Raw genomic sequence first — 16,166 nt, forward strand, 5'->3', positions numbered from 1 at the left:
CCGCAATGACATACCTACAGCTACGATACAGGTGCCTTTGGAAGCAGGCTATTGCGGTAAAAAACAACAGCCGCATGTACGTACGTGTTTGCAGGCACTTGCTTCTCGTTACCGACGCGCGGGTTAGGGCCCAGGAACGTTGAGAGCCCGTGGGTAATACGTAGCACTAGCGGTGTGAGCGGCTTTCTTTTGCCTACTTTTCTTTGCCGCTGCAAAGAAAAGTAGGTGCCGCCCCGCACAGGGGCAACGCCCGCGCCGCGAGGCGCATCGCGGATGCCAACTAGATCGCAAGCAAACCAAACCAAACCAAACCAAAACAGCCAAAAACTCACGATAGCGCAATCAGCGCCTCTTGCGCGATCGAAATGCCGACGCGCGTACCGCGTGCGAGTTCGACGCGGCCCGGCACATCGACGATCAGCGCATCGGGCGCCGCATCGCGGATCGTCAGACGCGTGCGTTCGCCGAGAAACGCGGAACTGTCGACGGTGCCGCGCAATTGCGCGCTCTGCGGATCGGCGAGCCACGCATCTTCAGGGCGGAAGAAGACTTCGTCACCATGGCTCGCGATGTGCGGCGCGCGCGTCGCGTGCATCGGCGGCAGCGGGATCATGCCGCCCGTCGTCGCGAGCATGCCGTCGTGCGCTTCGCCCGACACGCGGTTGATCGTGCCGACGAACTGCGCGACGTTGCGGTTCGCGGGGCGGTAGTAGATGTCGCGCGGCGTGCCGATCTGCTCGATGCGTCCCGCGCTCATCACGACGATGCGGTCCCCCAGTTCCATCGCTTCCGCCTGATCGTGCGTCACGTATACCGTCGTGATGCGGAGTTCGCGCAGCAACGCATTCATCTCGCTGCGCAAGGTGTCGCGCAGTCTTGCGTCGAGTGCCGTAAGAGGCTCGTCGAGCAGCAGCACGCGCGGCTGCGGCGCGAGCGCGCGCGCCAGCGCAACGCGCTGACGCTGTCCTCCCGACAGCTGATCGATCGGCTTGTCCGCGTGATCGGCGAGACGCATCATCGCGAGCAATTCGTCGACGCGCTGGCGCGCCACGTCCGCGTTCACGCGCTTGATCTTCAGACCATAGCCGATATTGCCGCGCACGGTCAGGTTCGGAAAGAGCGCATAGCTTTGAAACACCATGCCGACCTGACGCTTTTCGATGGGCAGCGCGGTCACGTCTTCGTCGCCGAATGCGACGCGGCCTCCCGCATCCGGCCGTTCGAGCCCGGCGATCATGCGCAGCGTCGTCGTCTTGCCGCAACCGGACGGGCCGAGCAGCACCAGCGTTTCACCCGCGCCGATGGAGAGATCGAGCGGTTCGAGCACGCGCGTGCCGCGAAATGTCTTCGCGCAGCACGTCAGCGTGATGGGAATGGAGTCGAGTTTCATGCCTGGTCCGGGAGTGCCGCTTGCGTATCGGTGACGCGTGCGTTCTTCTGCTTCGCCTTCTGCCTGATGCTGCGCTGGCCCGTCGCATCGACGCCGAGCCACTGCATCGCGACGAGCAGCGGCATCGTCATGATGAAAAAGAGCATGGTGTACGCGCTGCCGATCTCGATGCGCAACGACGCATACGTATCGGCGAGCCCGACGGGCAGCGTTTTCGTTTCGGGCGTATGCAGCATCCACGTCAGGTTGAATTCGCCGATCGACAGCGTGACGACGGCGAGCGCGCCCGCGACGATGCCGGGCCGCACGTTCGGCAGCACGATCGTCACGAAGCGCTGAAAGAAGCCGGCGCCGAGGCTCGCTGCGCCTTCTTCGAGCGTGCGCAATCCCGAGCTCGCGCATACGGCCGCGACGGCGCGCACCATGAACGGCAGCGTGAACACCACATGCCCGACGACGATGAACGCGGCGCTCGTGCGAAACATCGTGAATCCGCCGTACACGACGAGCAGCGCCAGTGCCGACGCGAGACCGGGCAATGCGATGGGCAGCACGAGAAATTCCTCGATGACGCGCGAGAGGCGCGTCTCGCTGCGCGCAAGCACATAGCCTGCGGGCACGCCCGTCAGCAGCGTGACGACGAGCGTCGCGAGGGCGACTTCGAGGGACAGGAACACGGACGCGTGATACTGCGTCCACACTTCGCCGAGCCAGCGCAGCGTGAGGCCGCTCGCGATGCCCCGAAAGTAGTTGACCGTGAGCCACGCGAGTATCGACATCACGACGGGCACGATCAGGAACGCGCACAAGAGCAGCGTCACGAGCCATTGGCCCGCGGCGAGCCACGCGCGCAGCGAGGGCAGGGCGAACGCGCGCCTGCGGCTTGCAGGCGGCGTGCCGGTAGCGTGGGCAATGGAATTCATGCGAGTGTCGTCATGGGATATGAAGGAGGATCAGGCGGTCGCCGCAACGGCCGAGCCGCTGATGCTGCGCGCCGCATACAGCACGACCCACGTGACGATGCCGAGCACGATCGACAGGCCCGCCGCCGTCACCATGTTCGCGTTCAGCGTGAACTCGGTGTAGATGGTCATCGGCAGCACGTCGATGTCGGTGGCGAGCGTGAATGCCGTGCCGAACGCGCCCATCGCTGTCGCGAAGCACACGGCGCCCGCCGCGATCAGCCCCGGCGACAGCGCAGGCAGCACGATGTCGCGCATGATCCGCCACGGCGACGCGCCGAGCGAGCGTGCTGCCTCTTCGAGCGACGCATCGAGCTTCGTCGCCGATGCCATCACCGTCACGATCACGCGCGGAATCGAGAAGTACAGATAGCCGAGAAAGAGCCCCGTCATCGAATAGGCGAACACCCACTTGTCGCCCGAAAGCTTCAGCGACAGCGCGCCGATCAGTCCCTGGCGGCCCGCCAGCATGATCACCATGAAGCCGACGACGACGCCGGGGAACGCAAGCGGAAACGTCAGCAGCGCGAGCAGCACGCGCTTGCCAGCGAACTCGCGGCGCGCGAGCAGCAGGCCCGAGATCACCGAGAGTGCGAGCGTCGTCGCCGTCACGGCCGCCGACAGGACGACCGTTGCAAAGAGGCTCTTCATGTAGCGCGCGTTCGCGAGCATCGCAGCGTACGTTTTCAGCAGATGACCGTCGGCGCTCACTTGCACGAGCGCCGTCATCGGCAGCAGCCAGAACGCGATGAACACGGCGAGCGCCGGCGCGATCAACGCGATGCGCCAGCGCAGCGGGAACGTGATGTCGTTCAATGCATCACCTGCAGATACTGCTCGCCGAACGCCTGCTGCTTCTCGGCCATCTTCGCGAAGTCGACGGCGCGCGCGCGCGCATAGTCGCTCGCGGGCAGGAACTTCGCGGCGGCGTCGGCGCTCATCGCGTTCGCGCGCACAGGGCGCAGATACGCGCTCGCCCACAGCTTCTGGCCTTCGTCCGACAGCACGAAGTCGAGCACCTTCTTGCCGTTCGCGTCGTGCGGCGCGCCCTTCACGAGGCTCATCACGTACGGCACTTCGATCGTGCCTTCCTTCGGAATCACGAACTCGACGTTCGCGTGATCCTTGTATTTCGCGCGATACGCGTCGAAGTCGTAGTCGAGCAGGATGGGGATTTCACCCGACAGCACGCGCGCATAGGCCGTCTGCTTCGGCACGATCGGCTGGTTGGCCTTCAGTTTCGCGAACCAGTCGAGGCCCGGCTTGAAGTTGTCGAAGCTGCCGCCGAGCGCCTGATTGACGGCCACGGCGCCCGCATAGCCGACGAACGCGCTCGACGGATCGAGGTAGCCGATCATTCCCTTGTACTCGGGCTTGAGCAGGTCGGCCCACGAGCGCGGCACGGGCTTGCCTTCGAGCGCGTCCTTGTTGACGAAGAAGCCGAGCGTGCCCGAATGGATCGCGAACCAGTAGCCTTGCGGGTCCTTCAGGTTCGCGGGGATGTCGTTCCAGTGCGCGGGCTTGTACGGCGCGATCACGCCCTTGTCCTTCGCCTGGAACGCCGACGACACGCCCAGATACACGACGTCGGCCACGGGGCTCTTCTGCTCGGCCATCAGCTGCGCGATCGCCTGGCCGGAGTTCTTGTTGTCGAACGGCACATGGATGCCCGTCTTCTGCTGGATCGCGTTGATCTGGCTCGCCCAGTCGGCCCATTCGGGCGGGCAGTTGTAGCAGATCGCGGTTTCGTCGGCGTGCGCGACGGATGGCGCGGCCAGCGTCAGCACGAACGATGAGGTCAGCACGAACGACGATGCAGCCAGCGCGGCGCGCGCAACGCGCAACGCTGCGGTACCGATGGAGGAACGGCGGTTCACGGCAGGTCTCCCGGAGGTGGAAAAGAAATTGTTCTGAAGCCGATGGTGCTTGCGGTGGTGCTCGTATCCGGGCGTCACGCGAACGAGCGCGCGTTGCGATTCGGCGATGCGCCCGCCATGTCGGAGATCGCGGCGATCGTCGCGCCTTCGCGCAGTGTGTGCGGCAAGGTCAGCGACAGTGACGGCGCGCGCAGTGCGTCGTCGAAGTCCGCAGGCTTCATGCTGTCGAGGCGCCCAATCAGCCGGCGCCACGCGGCGCAGCCGATCTCGCGATTCGGCGCGCAGACACTCGCAAGCGGCGGCGACAGCAGCTCGCCCATCGCGAGACCGTCGAAGCCGAGAATCGACATGTCGCCGGGCATCTCGAAGCGCGCGCGGCGCAGGCCGCGCATCACGACCATCGCAAGTAGATCGTTCGAGCAGAAGAGGGCCGTCGGGCGATTCGGGCCCGTCGTCAGATGGTTGAGCACGGAGGGCGCAAGCTCGTCCGCGTTGAAATCGATTTCGAGCGCGGGCGCGGGCGTGAGTCCCGCCTGCTGCATCGCCTGCACGTAGCCGAGATGGCGCAGCCGCGCGCGATCCGATGCGGCGAGTGTGCCCGCGAGCATCAGGATGCGGCGATGGCCGTGCGCGATCAGCATGCGCACGCCGTCGTAGGCGGCGAGCCGGTTGTCGACGGACACGGACGGGCGGCGCACCGTATCGTTGTGCATCAGCACGTACAGCATGCCGTCACGGTCGAGGTCGTCGAGGAGGGGGTGCGTGTCCGCATCGGCGACCGTCAGGATCAGCCCTTCGACGCGCTGCTCGCGCAGCGTCTCGATCGCGTGGCGCTCGCGCTCGGCGTCGTACTGCGTCGTCATCAGCATCAACCGGTAGCCTTGCGCGGACGCGAGTTCGTCGATGCCTTGCAGGCATTCCGCGAACACGGGATTGGCGAGCGTCGGCAGCACGACGCCGATCAGGCGCGAGCGCTCGCCGCGCAGCTGACGGCCGAGCGGGCTCGGTCGGAAGTTGAGGGCGTCGATCGACTGACGCACTTTTTCGAGGGTGACGGGGTTGACCGTGTGCGGCGCGTTGATCGCGCGCGAGACGGTCGCGATCGAAAAGCCCGCGTGGGCGGCGACATCCTTGATCGTGGGCGTCATCGTCTGGGTTCCCCTTGGTGGCGCTGTTAGCGCAAGCTGTTCGAGCGGCGGGCGCTGTTGTAAACGTTTTCGTCGGCGGATTATCGGGAACGTTTGTGACGGGTCGATGAATGCGCGCGGCGCGCGGAGAACTCGGGTATGCGCCCGTTTGGTCAGGGTGCGGCGCGATGGTAGAATCGCGTCCGCCCTGCCGGGGTGATGAAATTGGTAAACATAGCGGACTTAAAGCATTGAGTGCCCAGCCGGAAACGGCCGGTGCAGAACCCTTCAAATTCGGCGAAACCCCTGACCCGCGGATGCGTGCACGAGGCGACGCCGAGCCAAGCCGGTTCTTCTTCCTGCCGAAGGCAGGACGGAAGGCGCCGGAAGGTGTAGAGACTAGACGGGGGGCGCCTAAGGCGATGGGTGTGCAATACGCGTATCGCGATGGCGAAGGCATAGTCCAGCGCACGAACGTGGCTGCCGGTCGATCGTTATCGATTGTTGTCCGGGCAGACGGCGTCGAAAGACGTAGTGTGACGAAAATCCGCCGCTTAACAGCTTGCCGGTTCGAGTCCGGTCCCCGGCACCATTGGTTCTCCCAAACGTTTCCTGGGATCTACCAAGAAACATCGTAAGTCAAGGACTTTTCAAGGACTTACGCGTTTTGTATGGCGATTGTTTCCCATATTCCGCCATAGACACCCAAGAAAAAAGGCGGCATCTTCGGGGGCATATTTTGACTATCCGGGGCCAGTCGATGCCCCCTCGCTGAATTATGCCACCTACCGACGCCGCTGTGCGCGCGGCAGAACCACGGGAAAAGTCCTACAAACTGACCGACGGCCAAGGCATGTATCTGGAGGTGATGCCGAATGGCTCGAAGTACTGGCGCCTGAAGTATCGCGTCGACGGGAAAGAGAATCGGCTCGCCTTGGGCGTCTACCCTGGGGTGTCGTTGCTGGCGGCGCGCAAAGCACGCGATGAAGCGAAAGACCAGCTCCGGGCTGGACTTGATCCGTCGGCGGAAAAGAAGCGCGTTGCCGAAGCTAGGGTTGTCGAGCAGGAAAAGAAGACGGCTGAAGCGCGCACCGTGGCCGACGCGATCAACGAATACAGCGAAAAAGTCTCGCCCAACAAGGAGGGCGGACGATGGGAGAAATTGCGCCTCGATCGCTTATGTACGCGAATTTCCGCAGTTGGCTTCCCTTTCCCTCGCCGAATTCAACACGCCGCACGTGGCCCAGTGGCGGGACGCCCGTCTGAAAGGGTACGTCCGACCCGATGGCACGAAGGCAAAAGCGATCACGGGGGCATCGGTGAATCGCGAGATCAACCTGATCCGCAACGTATTCACGATCGCCCGGGAAGAGTGGCATTGGATGGGGCATAACCCGTTCAAGGGTCTGCGTATGCCCCCAGAGGGTGCTGCGCGCACACGCCGCATCGACCCGTGGAAGGAAGTGCGTCCGATTGTCCGGTGGCTCGGGTATCGGACTGGCCATGCCCCCGAAACCAAACAGCAGGAAGTGGCGCTCGCGTTCCTCGTTGCACTTCGCACCGCCATGCGCGCCGGCGAGATCGTGGCACTCGGCAAGGGCAGCCTCGATCTGAGGAAGCGCATCGTCACGATCAAGCACAAGATGCAATACCTGACCGGCCGGCCTCGGGAGATCCCGCTGGCGCGAGCGGCGGCGCGTCTGCTGCAGGTCGTCGCTGATCGGGATCAATGCTTCACCGTGACGTCCGCATCGCTCGACGTCCTGTTCCGGAAGGCCAAGGCGGCGCTTTGCATTGAGGATCTACATTTCCATGACAGCCGGGCAGAGGCATTGACCCGCCTGTCACGAAAGGTCGACGTGATGACGCTCGCGAAGATCAGCGGGCACAAGGACTTGAGGCTGCTGCATTACTACCGGGAGACTACTGAGCAGATTGCGGCGCGGTTGTGACCCATCATTAAGCCGGCAACAAGCAGGCGATCGACCACCATGAAAAGGAATCTTTTCAGCGAACTCAAAGAGGGCATGGAAGCGCTCACTGAGCTTCCCCTGAAATTTCGCCTTCCAGCAGGTCGCGTATAAACTCGACCCAAAGGAAGGAAAGAAGAGATGTTTCAAGGTACCGCACCAGGTGTACACGGCAGAGTTCAAGAAAGCGGCCGTGCAACGAGTCAGGGACGGGCAAAGCGTAAGCGCTGTGGCCCGCGAACTGGGCATGTCGATGCAGACGCTGCGTAACTGGCTCAAAGCGTCGGAAGCCGGCAAGCTCAATGGTCCCGGGGCGAAGGTCGTCACAGCGGAACAGATGGAGCTTTCGCGTCTGCGGGCGGAGAACAAGCGCTTGCAGATGGAGCTGGAAATCGCAAAAAAAGCGGCGGCGTTCTTCGCGAAGGACCTCCTGTGAAGTTCGCCTGGATTGACACGCAGTGCCGACACTATCCGCTGTCGGCGCTGTGCGAGGTCCTTGGTGTAAGCGTCAATGGCTACCGCGCGTGGAAGCGCGGCGGCACACCCGAGCGACAGCGGCTCACCGATGCCCAGTTGCTCACGTTGATTCGAACGATTCATGCCAAGTTCAAAGGTGCCTACGGTTCGCCGCGCATGACCGACGAGGTGCGCTCTCGCGGCTTTCCGGCCAGCAAAGCACGGGTGGAGCGGCTGATGAGCGCCAACGGTATCCGAGCTCGCCACAAGCGCCGTTATCGGGTGACAACCGATTCTCGACACAAGCTACCGGTCGCACCGAACGTGTTGAACCGTAACTTCACGGCGGTCGAGCCCAACCAGGTGTTTACCTCGGACATCACGTACATCTGGACCGACGAAGGCTGGCTGTATCTGGCGGTCACGCTGGACCTGTTCAATCGGGAGGTCGTGGGCTGGTCGGTCAAGCCGCGTATGACGGCGGACCTCGTAACCGATGCGTTGACGATGGCATGGTTCCGGCGCCGGCCTGCGCCCGGCGCGCTGCACCACTCGGACAGAGGCAGTCAATACGCGAGCCATGAATTCCAGCGCAAGCTGGCTACCTACGGGATGCGCTGCTCGATGAGTCGCAAAGGGAATTGCTGGGACAACGCGCCGACGGAAAGCTTCTTCAACAGCCTGAAGAACGAGCGGGTACACGGCACGAGGTATCGCACGCATCGCGAAGCCATTGCGGACTTGTTCGAATACATCGAAGTGTTTTATAACCGCAGTCGTCGTCATTCATCGCTCGGCTTCACGTCGCCAACTCAGTTCATGCAAGACTGGCTTGCGGCTCAGCGGACAAAGGATACGGCCGCATAACCCCGGGCCTCTGGAAGGCGAAAAACCGAAGGAAGCTCACGACGCCGATGCCCTTTGCCATCGACACGAACGTATCCGGCCAGTACCCGACCGTGGCAGAAGCCGTATCCGCCGCAGAGCGAACCGCCAGGCCGATCATCGATGCTGTCGAGAGCGGGGGAATATATTTCCCTTCGAACGACGACCCGACATAACGCTCACTAGTCCATTGAACCGGATGAATTGCGCCGGATGCGTTGAGTTGGATCGGAATACTTCCATTTCAATGGGGCAGCCTGCTTGTTGTATTGGCAGACGTAGCGCATGAGCTTTTTGTCGAGATCTCTGGTGCTGGTGAATTCGCAACGCGGCCATGTTTAATCTGGGTCGTCGCCGATAGATTTGCTTTGTAGCGCGCTGTTTGGAGCAGCGGTGCTACGCCGCTAATGAAGCCATCCTTTCGCTCTCGCAGCCCCCTCTGGCGTGCCGACCCATGCCAAGGAATGACCCAGACAGTCCTTCGCTATTCCTTTGCTGGCCTACTTTCCCGATCCAAGCGGGATTGCAAGCGTAAGCCAGATATTCCAACCCGCGGCCCGGTTCTGGGCGCTGAATTCGTAATAACCCTTGGCGTTGGCGTACCACTTGCGTTCATCCACCTTGAAAAAATAGCCAAGCTGCGGACCAATTGCCGCAACGCGCGACTTGTAGCCACCAAGGGTTGCGCCGGCGCCGCTGTCGCCGGTCAACTGTTGAAAGAAATAGCCGACCAACCCCACGTGAACTTTCTCCGACAGAAATTGCGAGGCGGCCCAGTCGAGATGCGAGTCGACGCCGTTCTTGTAATTGGTGTCGTGATTTTCGAAGTTGTAGGTGAAGCCGAACACGGCGGAAAATTCATGCCCCGCTTTTGGATCAAGGTAGGTATAGCCGCCGCCGGCGTCGATCGCCCAGTGGTTCAGTCCGAGGTTGACCAGCCGGTTCGTGTTGTAGGAACCGACCGGTAGCGCGCTCATGGCATAGACCATATAGTTGTGGACGCCTTGGTTCCACCTCAGCGTACCCTGCGCGAATATGTCACTGAAGCCGGTTACGGAGTCTTTCTCATTCCCCGATATTGCAAAACCGCGCGGGCCACTAAGCGTTGCCTGCACCGATGCTCTCTCGCGCCCAGGTGCTGCCAGTAGTGAGATAGCAGCCTGTCCTCCTGCAACCGGAGATGCAAATGTGTAAGTAGGCGCGAGGAACAACAGGTCCGCCCTCGCGTCGACACCGACTGTAACGCGTCCACCGCGATTGCTCGCCTCGTCGGCTCCCAGACTTGCCGACGAGTGGTAGTACGTCGCACCAAGGGTCCAGCCCGGGTCGGAGGGCGTCGCTGCAAAGCTGCCGAAACTTCCCGGCAGCCAGAACCCCACGCCACCCTCGTCGGCGCTCGCCGTCCATGAAGTGATGCCTAACGACAACCCCAGTATTAGTTTCGTTACAGGATTGCTGATTGACATGTCCGCCCTCCGCGAATCTTGAGATTCTTACAGGTTCAGCCATTTGATGGCCGACCTGCTCCCATCCGCACGAGTGGTAGAGCGATGTCGCCCGTCGCAATCTTCCGCAGCAGCTTGTTGACTTCGAGGTGTGGGAAGTAGTCGCGGCACACCTCGTCGATCGGGGTGATGGCTTTGACTCCGTATTGGGCCATGAGGATGAGGCGGTGTTCAAGGCTGATCCTCGTGTGTCGTACCGCTCGGCGGCGGCAACAGGTCAGCGATCGGCCTGGCCTCCATCCATTCCTCCAGCTCGCGCACCAGCCATCCAATTCGGCGTTCCGACAGAAGTCTAGGCTTCGGAAAGTTATCTGATCTTCTCCCTCATCGCCAGCATCACCGGCTGGCACGTTCTCAATAACCTGCCGAGCAGGCCCGCCGCACCGCCTCAACCTCCCCAGCAGTAACCCTTCGTCAACTCCTCAAGGAACTCACTATGAAGATGCTGCGTATCGCGGCAGGCGTTGCCCTGTCCGCTTGCTTTGCCACGCTCGCCGCGTGCTCGACGCCAGCCTAGCAACACGTCGCCACGGTCGACACGAACGCGCAGACACAGGTCACAAAGGCGTGTGGCGTATTCCAGCCGGTCGCGACGGATGCACAGCTGCTGTACAAGCTCAACCCGGACATTGATCTGGCGATCGCAGGCCTCAACGGCTTGTGCGCTGCGAACGCCGCGATCGACCCGACAAACGTCCAGACGCTGGCGAAGACGGTCATCCCTGCTGCGATTAGGGCTCTGGCCACGACGGCGGGCATGTCGTCGACGCTCGCGCAGGAAATTGGCGGTGCAATGACACTCGCAAACGTAGCGCTGAATCTCGCGGTTCAGACTTACGCACCCGCGACGCTAACTACCGGCGCATCTGCTCCCGTCGCGTCCGCGCCCATCGCCGAGAGCCAGTAATGGACTTCGCGCCCATCCTTGCCGCAGCGAAGCGCGCACAAGCGGCATATCTGATGGACGCGGCGCAGGCAAAGGCCGCGTTCGAAGCGCTCGGTCACACGTTCGTGAGCCAGTACAAGGACGCCGACAGCCAGGCCGTGCTGTCGGTCGATCGCTCGGGCTCGACATTCCTGAGCATCTCGGGCACGCGCTTTTCTGACCGGCAAATCGGTGGCCTATTCGACGATATTGACCTGGCGCCGGTCGATGTCGGCGGTGGAGGGAAGGTTACGCGCGGCGCGTACGAGAGCGCAAAGGAGATCTGCGACTGGGCGCGGAAGCTCGCGCCGGCCGGCGCGGTATTCAACGTGTGCGGGCACAGTCTCGGCGGCTGGCGAACGAGCTTCACGCCGCTGTTCATCCCGGCTTCGCAGATCGGCGCGCTGCACGCCTTCGAGCCGCCGAAGGGCGCGAACGCCGCGTACTACCAGAAGTTCGCGAACGAGCTGGCGGGGCTGGTGATCGTCGGCAACGGGCGCGACATTTGGTTCGGGTATCCGCGCCTTGGTGGCTGGCTGCATCGGCCCGGTGGCATGATCTGGCTGCCGTCGCTCGGCTTCGAGATCATCGACACGTCAGATTGGGCTGGCGGCATGAGCCTCAATGATCATTCGGTCGATCTGGTGGTCGAGCGGCTTGAGAAGCTTGCCGCAGCGCCGCTGAAGCCCGCCGCCTGAAAACAGTCCGCAGCATGTTCTGCCTTTACAGGCTGCGGGCTGTATTTGTCTGTGCGCAATCGGTTGAATCACGCTGCGCTGGTCGAGCGGTTCCGAAAGTACAAGTAAGCAAGGCCGACTGGCGCAATGAATATAGCTAGGTACCAGCAGATAAACATCGTCATGATCTTGACGACTAGCATCATGATTGCGTTAACCAGGAAGACATTGCGGCCAACAATGTAGTCGATGATGCTCTCATAGGCGAAGCGGGAGTAGGGATAGAGAAGCGTATTGAGTATGGAAAAGCCGATCATGAACGTAAGCATTCCCACGGGAGCATTGCCTTTCGCATGACTGAATATGAAATAAAGCATTGCCGGAAAGATGAGGCCAAAAAGAAAATTCCGGACGTAACAGGCGCGATTCAGCCCGCAAAAAGAGCGCTCGATGATGGGATGCATACCGATTTCTTCCTCGTCAAAAGCTGACTATCGGCAGCATCTATAAAAACTTGAGCGAAAAGCTAGAAGGTATGCTCGATGGATGGGCGAACGCTCACCTCTACGGCTGATCACGCCCATTGCGCGGACCCGACTCGTCCTCTGAACCAGTCGCGCGCACCAGAACACGCAGCCAAACTCGCCGTCAGCGTGCACCTGAACTCGAATTCCACGCAGACAAACGGCATGTGACGTTCCGTTCACGGATCCGCCACAATTGTTCGCCTTCGCTACATCAATGACGCTTCGATGTGTAGGGATGCGCCTATGCGAGCGTGGAGCGAGGCTGGTTCTTGGATAGCGGCCAGGAGGCTCCGCACTGGGCCGGCCCCCGCGAAAACCGGACACTGGGTAACGCTTAAACTTTGAGGTAGTCTTCCGCCAATGTTTAAGCCTACAACTAACAACATCGAACCCGTTGAGGTTCTGACCCAGCCGGAGCAACGCCGACGACGCTCGGTTGAAGAGAAACTGGCGATTGTGCGTGAAACCTTCGAACCCGGAGCCACCGTCTCCGGGGTGGCCCGTCGTCATCAGGTGAATGCGAATCAGGTGTTTGCGTGGCGCAAGCTCTATCAGGACGGCAGCCTGTCGGCGGTGAGTGCCGGTGAGCAGGTGGTGCCGGCATCGGACCTGGCCGAAGCCATGAAGCAGATTCGTGAACTGCAGCGACTGCTGGGTAAAAAGACAATGGAAGTGGAAATCCTCCGCGAAGCAGTGGAGTATGGTCGGGCAAAAAATTGATTGCGCGCTCACCTTTGCTGCCGGGGGACGACCGATGAAGAAGGTCTGTGAAGTCCTGGGTGTGTCGCGCTCGAATCTCGCAGTCAAATCAAGGCGACAGTCCGATTGAGTCGACCGGCGCAAGACACCGACCATGGATGACAAGCCGCTTGTTGCAGAGCTTCAGGAGCTCGTTGCCGACCTGCCCACATACGGCTACCGGCGTGCATGGGCGCTGCAAGGTCGCGGTGGGCAGGAGCAATGCCCGCTGGTGCTCGGACGGCTTCGAATTCCGTTGTGATGACGGCGCGCCGTTGCGCGTCATCTTTGCACTGGACTGCTGCGACCGGGAAGCCATAAGCGGGAGGCGACGACAGGTGGCTACACCGGGGATATGCGCGACGTGATGCTTCAGGCGGTGGAGAACCGTTTCAATGGCGCGCTGAAGGCCGACAGCGAAATCGAGTGGCTCAGCGATAACGGTTCCAGCTACATTGCCGAGGAAACGCTGACGTTCTCGCGGAAAATCGGTTTGAGGCCCGTCACGACCCCTGTCAGAAGTCCGCAGAGCAACGGGATGGCGGAAAGTTTCGTCAAAATGATAAAGCGAGACTACGTTTCGTGGATGCCCAAGCCTGACATCAGAACCGCACTGCAAAACCTGGCCATCGCGTTTGACCACTACAACGAGTCGCATCCGCACAGCGCCTTGAAATACTGCTCGCCACGCGAATTCCGCCAGCGCGCAACTTCACCAACCGAAGCGTGATCGCGTGTCCGGTAATGCGGGGGCAAGTCCACGCACCCCCAAGGATCGCTTAAGGGGAGCCCGGATCGGTCGCTAACGCGTAGTCAACTTCCACAACAGCACCGTCAATCGATACCGTCGTGTTCTCGGGCGAAAAACGTTCTCCCAGCCTGCAATCAAGTCGCTTCGGCTCATCCTGAGAAATGTAGGATGGCTCGCGGTGACAGACATAGGTTATCCTGGTTCTGCGTTCCCCCTCTGGCCGTATCACGACAAGTCCGCTCTCCGCAATTGGTCCTGCCGCCTGGTTCGGTTCAAACTCTGCGTGCAGGACCGCAAACGGTTGCCAGTTGCAACGACCGGGTAGATACCGGTCGAGAAAGAAACGCGCAGAAAATGTCGTTTGCCCGGCTGGTATCCGGACAGAATCAGTCACAGTTTGAGCCACGTTCGGAGCACCAAAAATATGGGCAAGCAACGTCTGCTGTTGCAATTTTCGTTGTTCGTTCCATAGAACAAGCGTAACCAGACTTCGATGTGCGCATCCTTGCTGCCTTGTACCACTAAGACTTTTCCGGGGGAGGGGTTAATTTGCGGCCTATCGAAAAACCGATCCAGTTCCGCTTCTGAATGTTCGTGAAACTCCGCCACGGCTGGCTGTGATTGTGCCAGCATCGTATGTCCAGTCAGACTTAACAGAACACTCACCGCTGTTATTAGCTTTCGTCTAGGCGTGGCTCAGTCTGGGATAGAAACTATCATCAGTATAATTTGTGCGCTCGTGGGCTGATCGGGGACATACACGTCAGCTAGCCAATTACCGCCGGCAATCCGGCCAGCCTTAGCGTGTATTTCCATACCTGGAGACGAACCCGCTGACTATGCCGCGACCAAGGCGATGCTCGAGCAGATTGACACGCCGGCGACCGCCTGAGTCTCGGTGACCGAGAACATGGCGGAAAATGCCAGTGGGGGAGCACACATAGTCGAGAGCGATATTTGGGCGCCCTCGCTAAGCTGAAGTGTCCAAACACGCTAGGCGCTTGCAACCAATGGCCGCTCTCTCGTTCTGTCTGTCGGCTGTGATGGCTGGCGCGGGATTCGGCACGTCAAACCTCTTCGGCACGCTGTTTGACTGGTCGAGTGTGCTCCTCCTGTTCCTGACGTTCTTTTTCGAAGCGGTCGATGGAGCTTGACCGCCTTCTTCTTTCAGCCCGCATCTCTTGCGGCGTTTTTTCCACCCAGCCCTAACGACAAAATCTGAACCGATGGCGCTGACCCAGAACACCAGCCGTCTTCCCTATGGTCTGCGAGGTGGCATCTTAGGGGGCATCAAAATCGATCGCTCAGCGCGATGTTCCGCCGAGTAAGGCGGTCCATCCCGTCTTACGTTCAACCGACGCGACGGGCGTTCCGCCTTCCAAAAACCCGCTTCGCCTGCGCTCAAGCCCCCGATAAGCCTCAATCCCTGTATTCGCGACGATGCAATCCGGAGCCACAAACTCGCGATAGAGGATGGCGATACGCACAAATGCCACCACCGCTTCCTGTGGCGCACGCCTATGGACGAAGTCCGATGGATTTGCCGGACGTGCGGGACGCTGACGGTGCGGGCAAAACTCTACGAATCGCTGTGAGCCGCTATGAACCGCCCGGCCGCCCGCGCGCCGCGCGGCTCTAAATCATCGCGCCGTGGCAGGGCGCACATTGGCCAGACCACCCGTTCGTCTACAGTACGGCGCTGGGCCCCAACAACCACGGAGAAAGCAGGATGCTATTGATCGGCATGATGGATTCGCCGTACGTTCGACGCGTCGCTATTTCACTCGCCATGCTCGGCCTGCCGTTCGAGCACCGCAGCGTGTCGGTGTTCCGGCACTTCGACGAGTTCGCGCAGGTCAATCCCGTGGTCAAGGCGCCGACCTTCATCGCTGACGACGGCACGATGCTGATCGATTCGTCGCTGATCCTCGACTATCTGGATCATCTGAGCACGCCGGAAAAACGCCTGATGCCCGCTGAAACGTCCACGCGCGCGCGGGCGCTGGGCTTGATCGGCTTCGCGCTCGCCGCCTGCGAGAAGACGATGCAGAACGTCTACGAAGTGAATCTGCGGCCCGCCGAGCGGCAGCATCAGCCGTGGATCGAGCGCGTGCAGAAACAGCTTTTCGCCGCCTACGATCATCTGGAGCAGGCAATCGAGGGCCACGGCGCAAACGGCTGGCTGTTCGGCGACCGGCCCATGCAGCCGGACATCACGTTGGCCGTCACGTGGCGGTTCCAGCAGTTCATGTTGCCGGGCCTCGTCGATCCGGAACGTTATCCTGCGCTGTCCGCGTTTTCGGCGCGAACCGAAGCGCTGCCGCAGTTCGTCGCCGCGCCGCTCGAATGACCGCTTGAAAGACTCTGTACACGCGC

General features: G+C 61.3%; 13 protein-coding genes, 1 tRNA gene and 3 pseudogenes. 8 read left to right on the plus strand and 9 right to left on the minus strand.

What is annotated here, in order from left to right:
- Positions 1 to 328 precede the first annotated feature (328 nt).
- From AB4Y32_RS12285 to AB4Y32_RS12305, 5 genes are all read right to left on the minus strand, one after another.
- Entirely contained in the window at positions 329 to 1,390 is a 1,062-nt protein-coding gene (locus AB4Y32_RS12285; protein ID WP_368721612.1) for an ABC transporter ATP-binding protein, read from the minus strand.
- Entirely contained in the window at positions 1,387 to 2,313 is a 927-nt protein-coding gene (locus AB4Y32_RS12290) for an ABC transporter permease (protein WP_368721613.1), read from the minus strand. The genes AB4Y32_RS12285 and AB4Y32_RS12290 overlap by 4 nt, the downstream gene beginning before the upstream one ends.
- A gap of 30 nt (positions 2,314 to 2,343) precedes the next feature.
- The gene (locus AB4Y32_RS12295) at positions 2,344 to 3,168 is read right to left on the minus strand and encodes an ABC transporter permease (protein WP_368721614.1); all 825 of its coding nucleotides are present in this window, start codon (positions 3,166 to 3,168) and stop codon (positions 2,344 to 2,346) included.
- A complete protein-coding gene (locus AB4Y32_RS12300; protein WP_368721615.1) occupies positions 3,165 to 4,229 on the minus strand; it encodes an ABC transporter substrate-binding protein in 1,065 nt (354 codons plus the stop codon). The genes AB4Y32_RS12295 and AB4Y32_RS12300 overlap by 4 nt, the downstream gene beginning before the upstream one ends.
- 74 nt (positions 4,230 to 4,303) lie before the next feature.
- Entirely contained in the window at positions 4,304 to 5,377 is a 1,074-nt protein-coding gene (locus AB4Y32_RS12305; RefSeq protein ID WP_368721616.1) for a LacI family DNA-binding transcriptional regulator, read from the minus strand.
- Between the two features lie 461 nt (positions 5,378 to 5,838).
- On the opposite strand from AB4Y32_RS12305, the gene AB4Y32_RS12310 reads away from it, so the two are divergent.
- The 3 genes and pseudogenes from AB4Y32_RS12310 (at position 5,839) to AB4Y32_RS12320 (ending at position 8,649) form a co-directional block, all read left to right on the plus strand.
- Positions 5,839 to 5,948, plus strand: a tRNA-OTHER gene (locus AB4Y32_RS12310).
- A 186-nt stretch (positions 5,949 to 6,134) separates the two neighbouring features.
- Positions 6,135 to 7,308 (plus strand): annotated as a pseudogene (locus tag AB4Y32_RS12315) (tyrosine-type recombinase/integrase).
- Between the two features lie 181 nt (positions 7,309 to 7,489).
- A protein-coding gene (locus AB4Y32_RS12320; RefSeq protein ID WP_368721617.1) for an IS3 family transposase occupies positions 7,490 to 8,649 on the plus strand; the annotation gives its coding sequence in 2 pieces (ribosomal slippage) (positions 7,490 to 7,721 and positions 7,721 to 8,649; 1,161 coding nt in all).
- A gap of 518 nt (positions 8,650 to 9,167) precedes the next feature.
- On the opposite strand, the gene AB4Y32_RS12325 is transcribed toward AB4Y32_RS12320, so the two are convergent.
- The 3 genes and pseudogenes from AB4Y32_RS12325 to AB4Y32_RS12335 all read right to left on the minus strand — a co-directional run.
- Positions 9,168 to 10,133 (minus strand): SphA family protein, encoded by a 966-nt coding sequence (locus tag AB4Y32_RS12325; RefSeq protein WP_368721618.1) that lies wholly within the window; start codon positions 10,131 to 10,133, stop codon positions 9,168 to 9,170.
- Positions 10,134 to 10,168: 35 nt separating this feature from the next.
- Positions 10,169 to 10,327, minus strand: a complete 159-nt coding sequence (locus tag AB4Y32_RS12330; RefSeq protein ID WP_368721619.1) for a pyocin activator PrtN family protein — start codon at positions 10,325 to 10,327, stop codon at positions 10,169 to 10,171.
- A gap of 16 nt (positions 10,328 to 10,343) precedes the next feature.
- A pseudogene (locus AB4Y32_RS12335) lies at positions 10,344 to 10,475 on the minus strand (hypothetical protein); the annotation flags it as partial.
- 454 nt (positions 10,476 to 10,929) lie between these two features.
- Between AB4Y32_RS12335 and AB4Y32_RS12340 the strand changes: the two are divergent.
- Positions 10,930 to 11,079, plus strand: coding sequence for a hypothetical protein (locus AB4Y32_RS12340; RefSeq protein ID WP_368721620.1), 150 nt, complete (start codon positions 10,930 to 10,932; stop codon positions 11,077 to 11,079).
- Positions 11,079 to 11,795: a hypothetical protein gene (locus AB4Y32_RS12345; RefSeq protein WP_368721621.1), complete on the plus strand. Its 717-nt coding sequence runs from the start codon at positions 11,079 to 11,081 to the stop codon at positions 11,793 to 11,795. The genes AB4Y32_RS12340 and AB4Y32_RS12345 overlap by 1 nt, the downstream gene beginning before the upstream one ends.
- 68 nt (positions 11,796 to 11,863) lie before the next feature.
- Here AB4Y32_RS12345 and AB4Y32_RS12350 read toward each other — a convergent pair whose 3' ends face one another.
- Entirely contained in the window at positions 11,864 to 12,238 is a 375-nt protein-coding gene (locus tag AB4Y32_RS12350) for a hypothetical protein (RefSeq protein ID WP_368721622.1), read from the minus strand.
- 423 nt (positions 12,239 to 12,661) lie between these two features.
- Here AB4Y32_RS12350 and AB4Y32_RS12355 point away from each other — a divergent pair.
- From AB4Y32_RS12355 to AB4Y32_RS12365, 3 genes and pseudogenes are all read left to right on the plus strand, one after another.
- Positions 12,662 to 13,769, plus strand: a pseudogene (locus AB4Y32_RS12355) (transposase).
- Positions 13,770 to 14,800: 1,031 nt separating this feature from the next.
- Positions 14,801 to 14,944: a hypothetical protein gene (locus AB4Y32_RS12360; RefSeq protein WP_368721623.1), complete on the plus strand. Its 144-nt coding sequence runs from the start codon at positions 14,801 to 14,803 to the stop codon at positions 14,942 to 14,944.
- Between the two features lie 575 nt (positions 14,945 to 15,519).
- Complete coding sequence (locus AB4Y32_RS12365; protein ID WP_368721624.1) at positions 15,520 to 16,140, plus strand: glutathione S-transferase family protein; 621 nt, start codon at positions 15,520 to 15,522, stop codon at positions 16,138 to 16,140.
- The last annotated feature ends 26 nt before the right edge of the window (positions 16,141 to 16,166 follow it).

The organism is Paraburkholderia phymatum (assembly GCF_040965635.1).
In the GTDB taxonomy this organism is placed as follows: domain Bacteria; phylum Pseudomonadota; class Gammaproteobacteria; order Burkholderiales; family Burkholderiaceae; genus Paraburkholderia; species Paraburkholderia phymatum_B.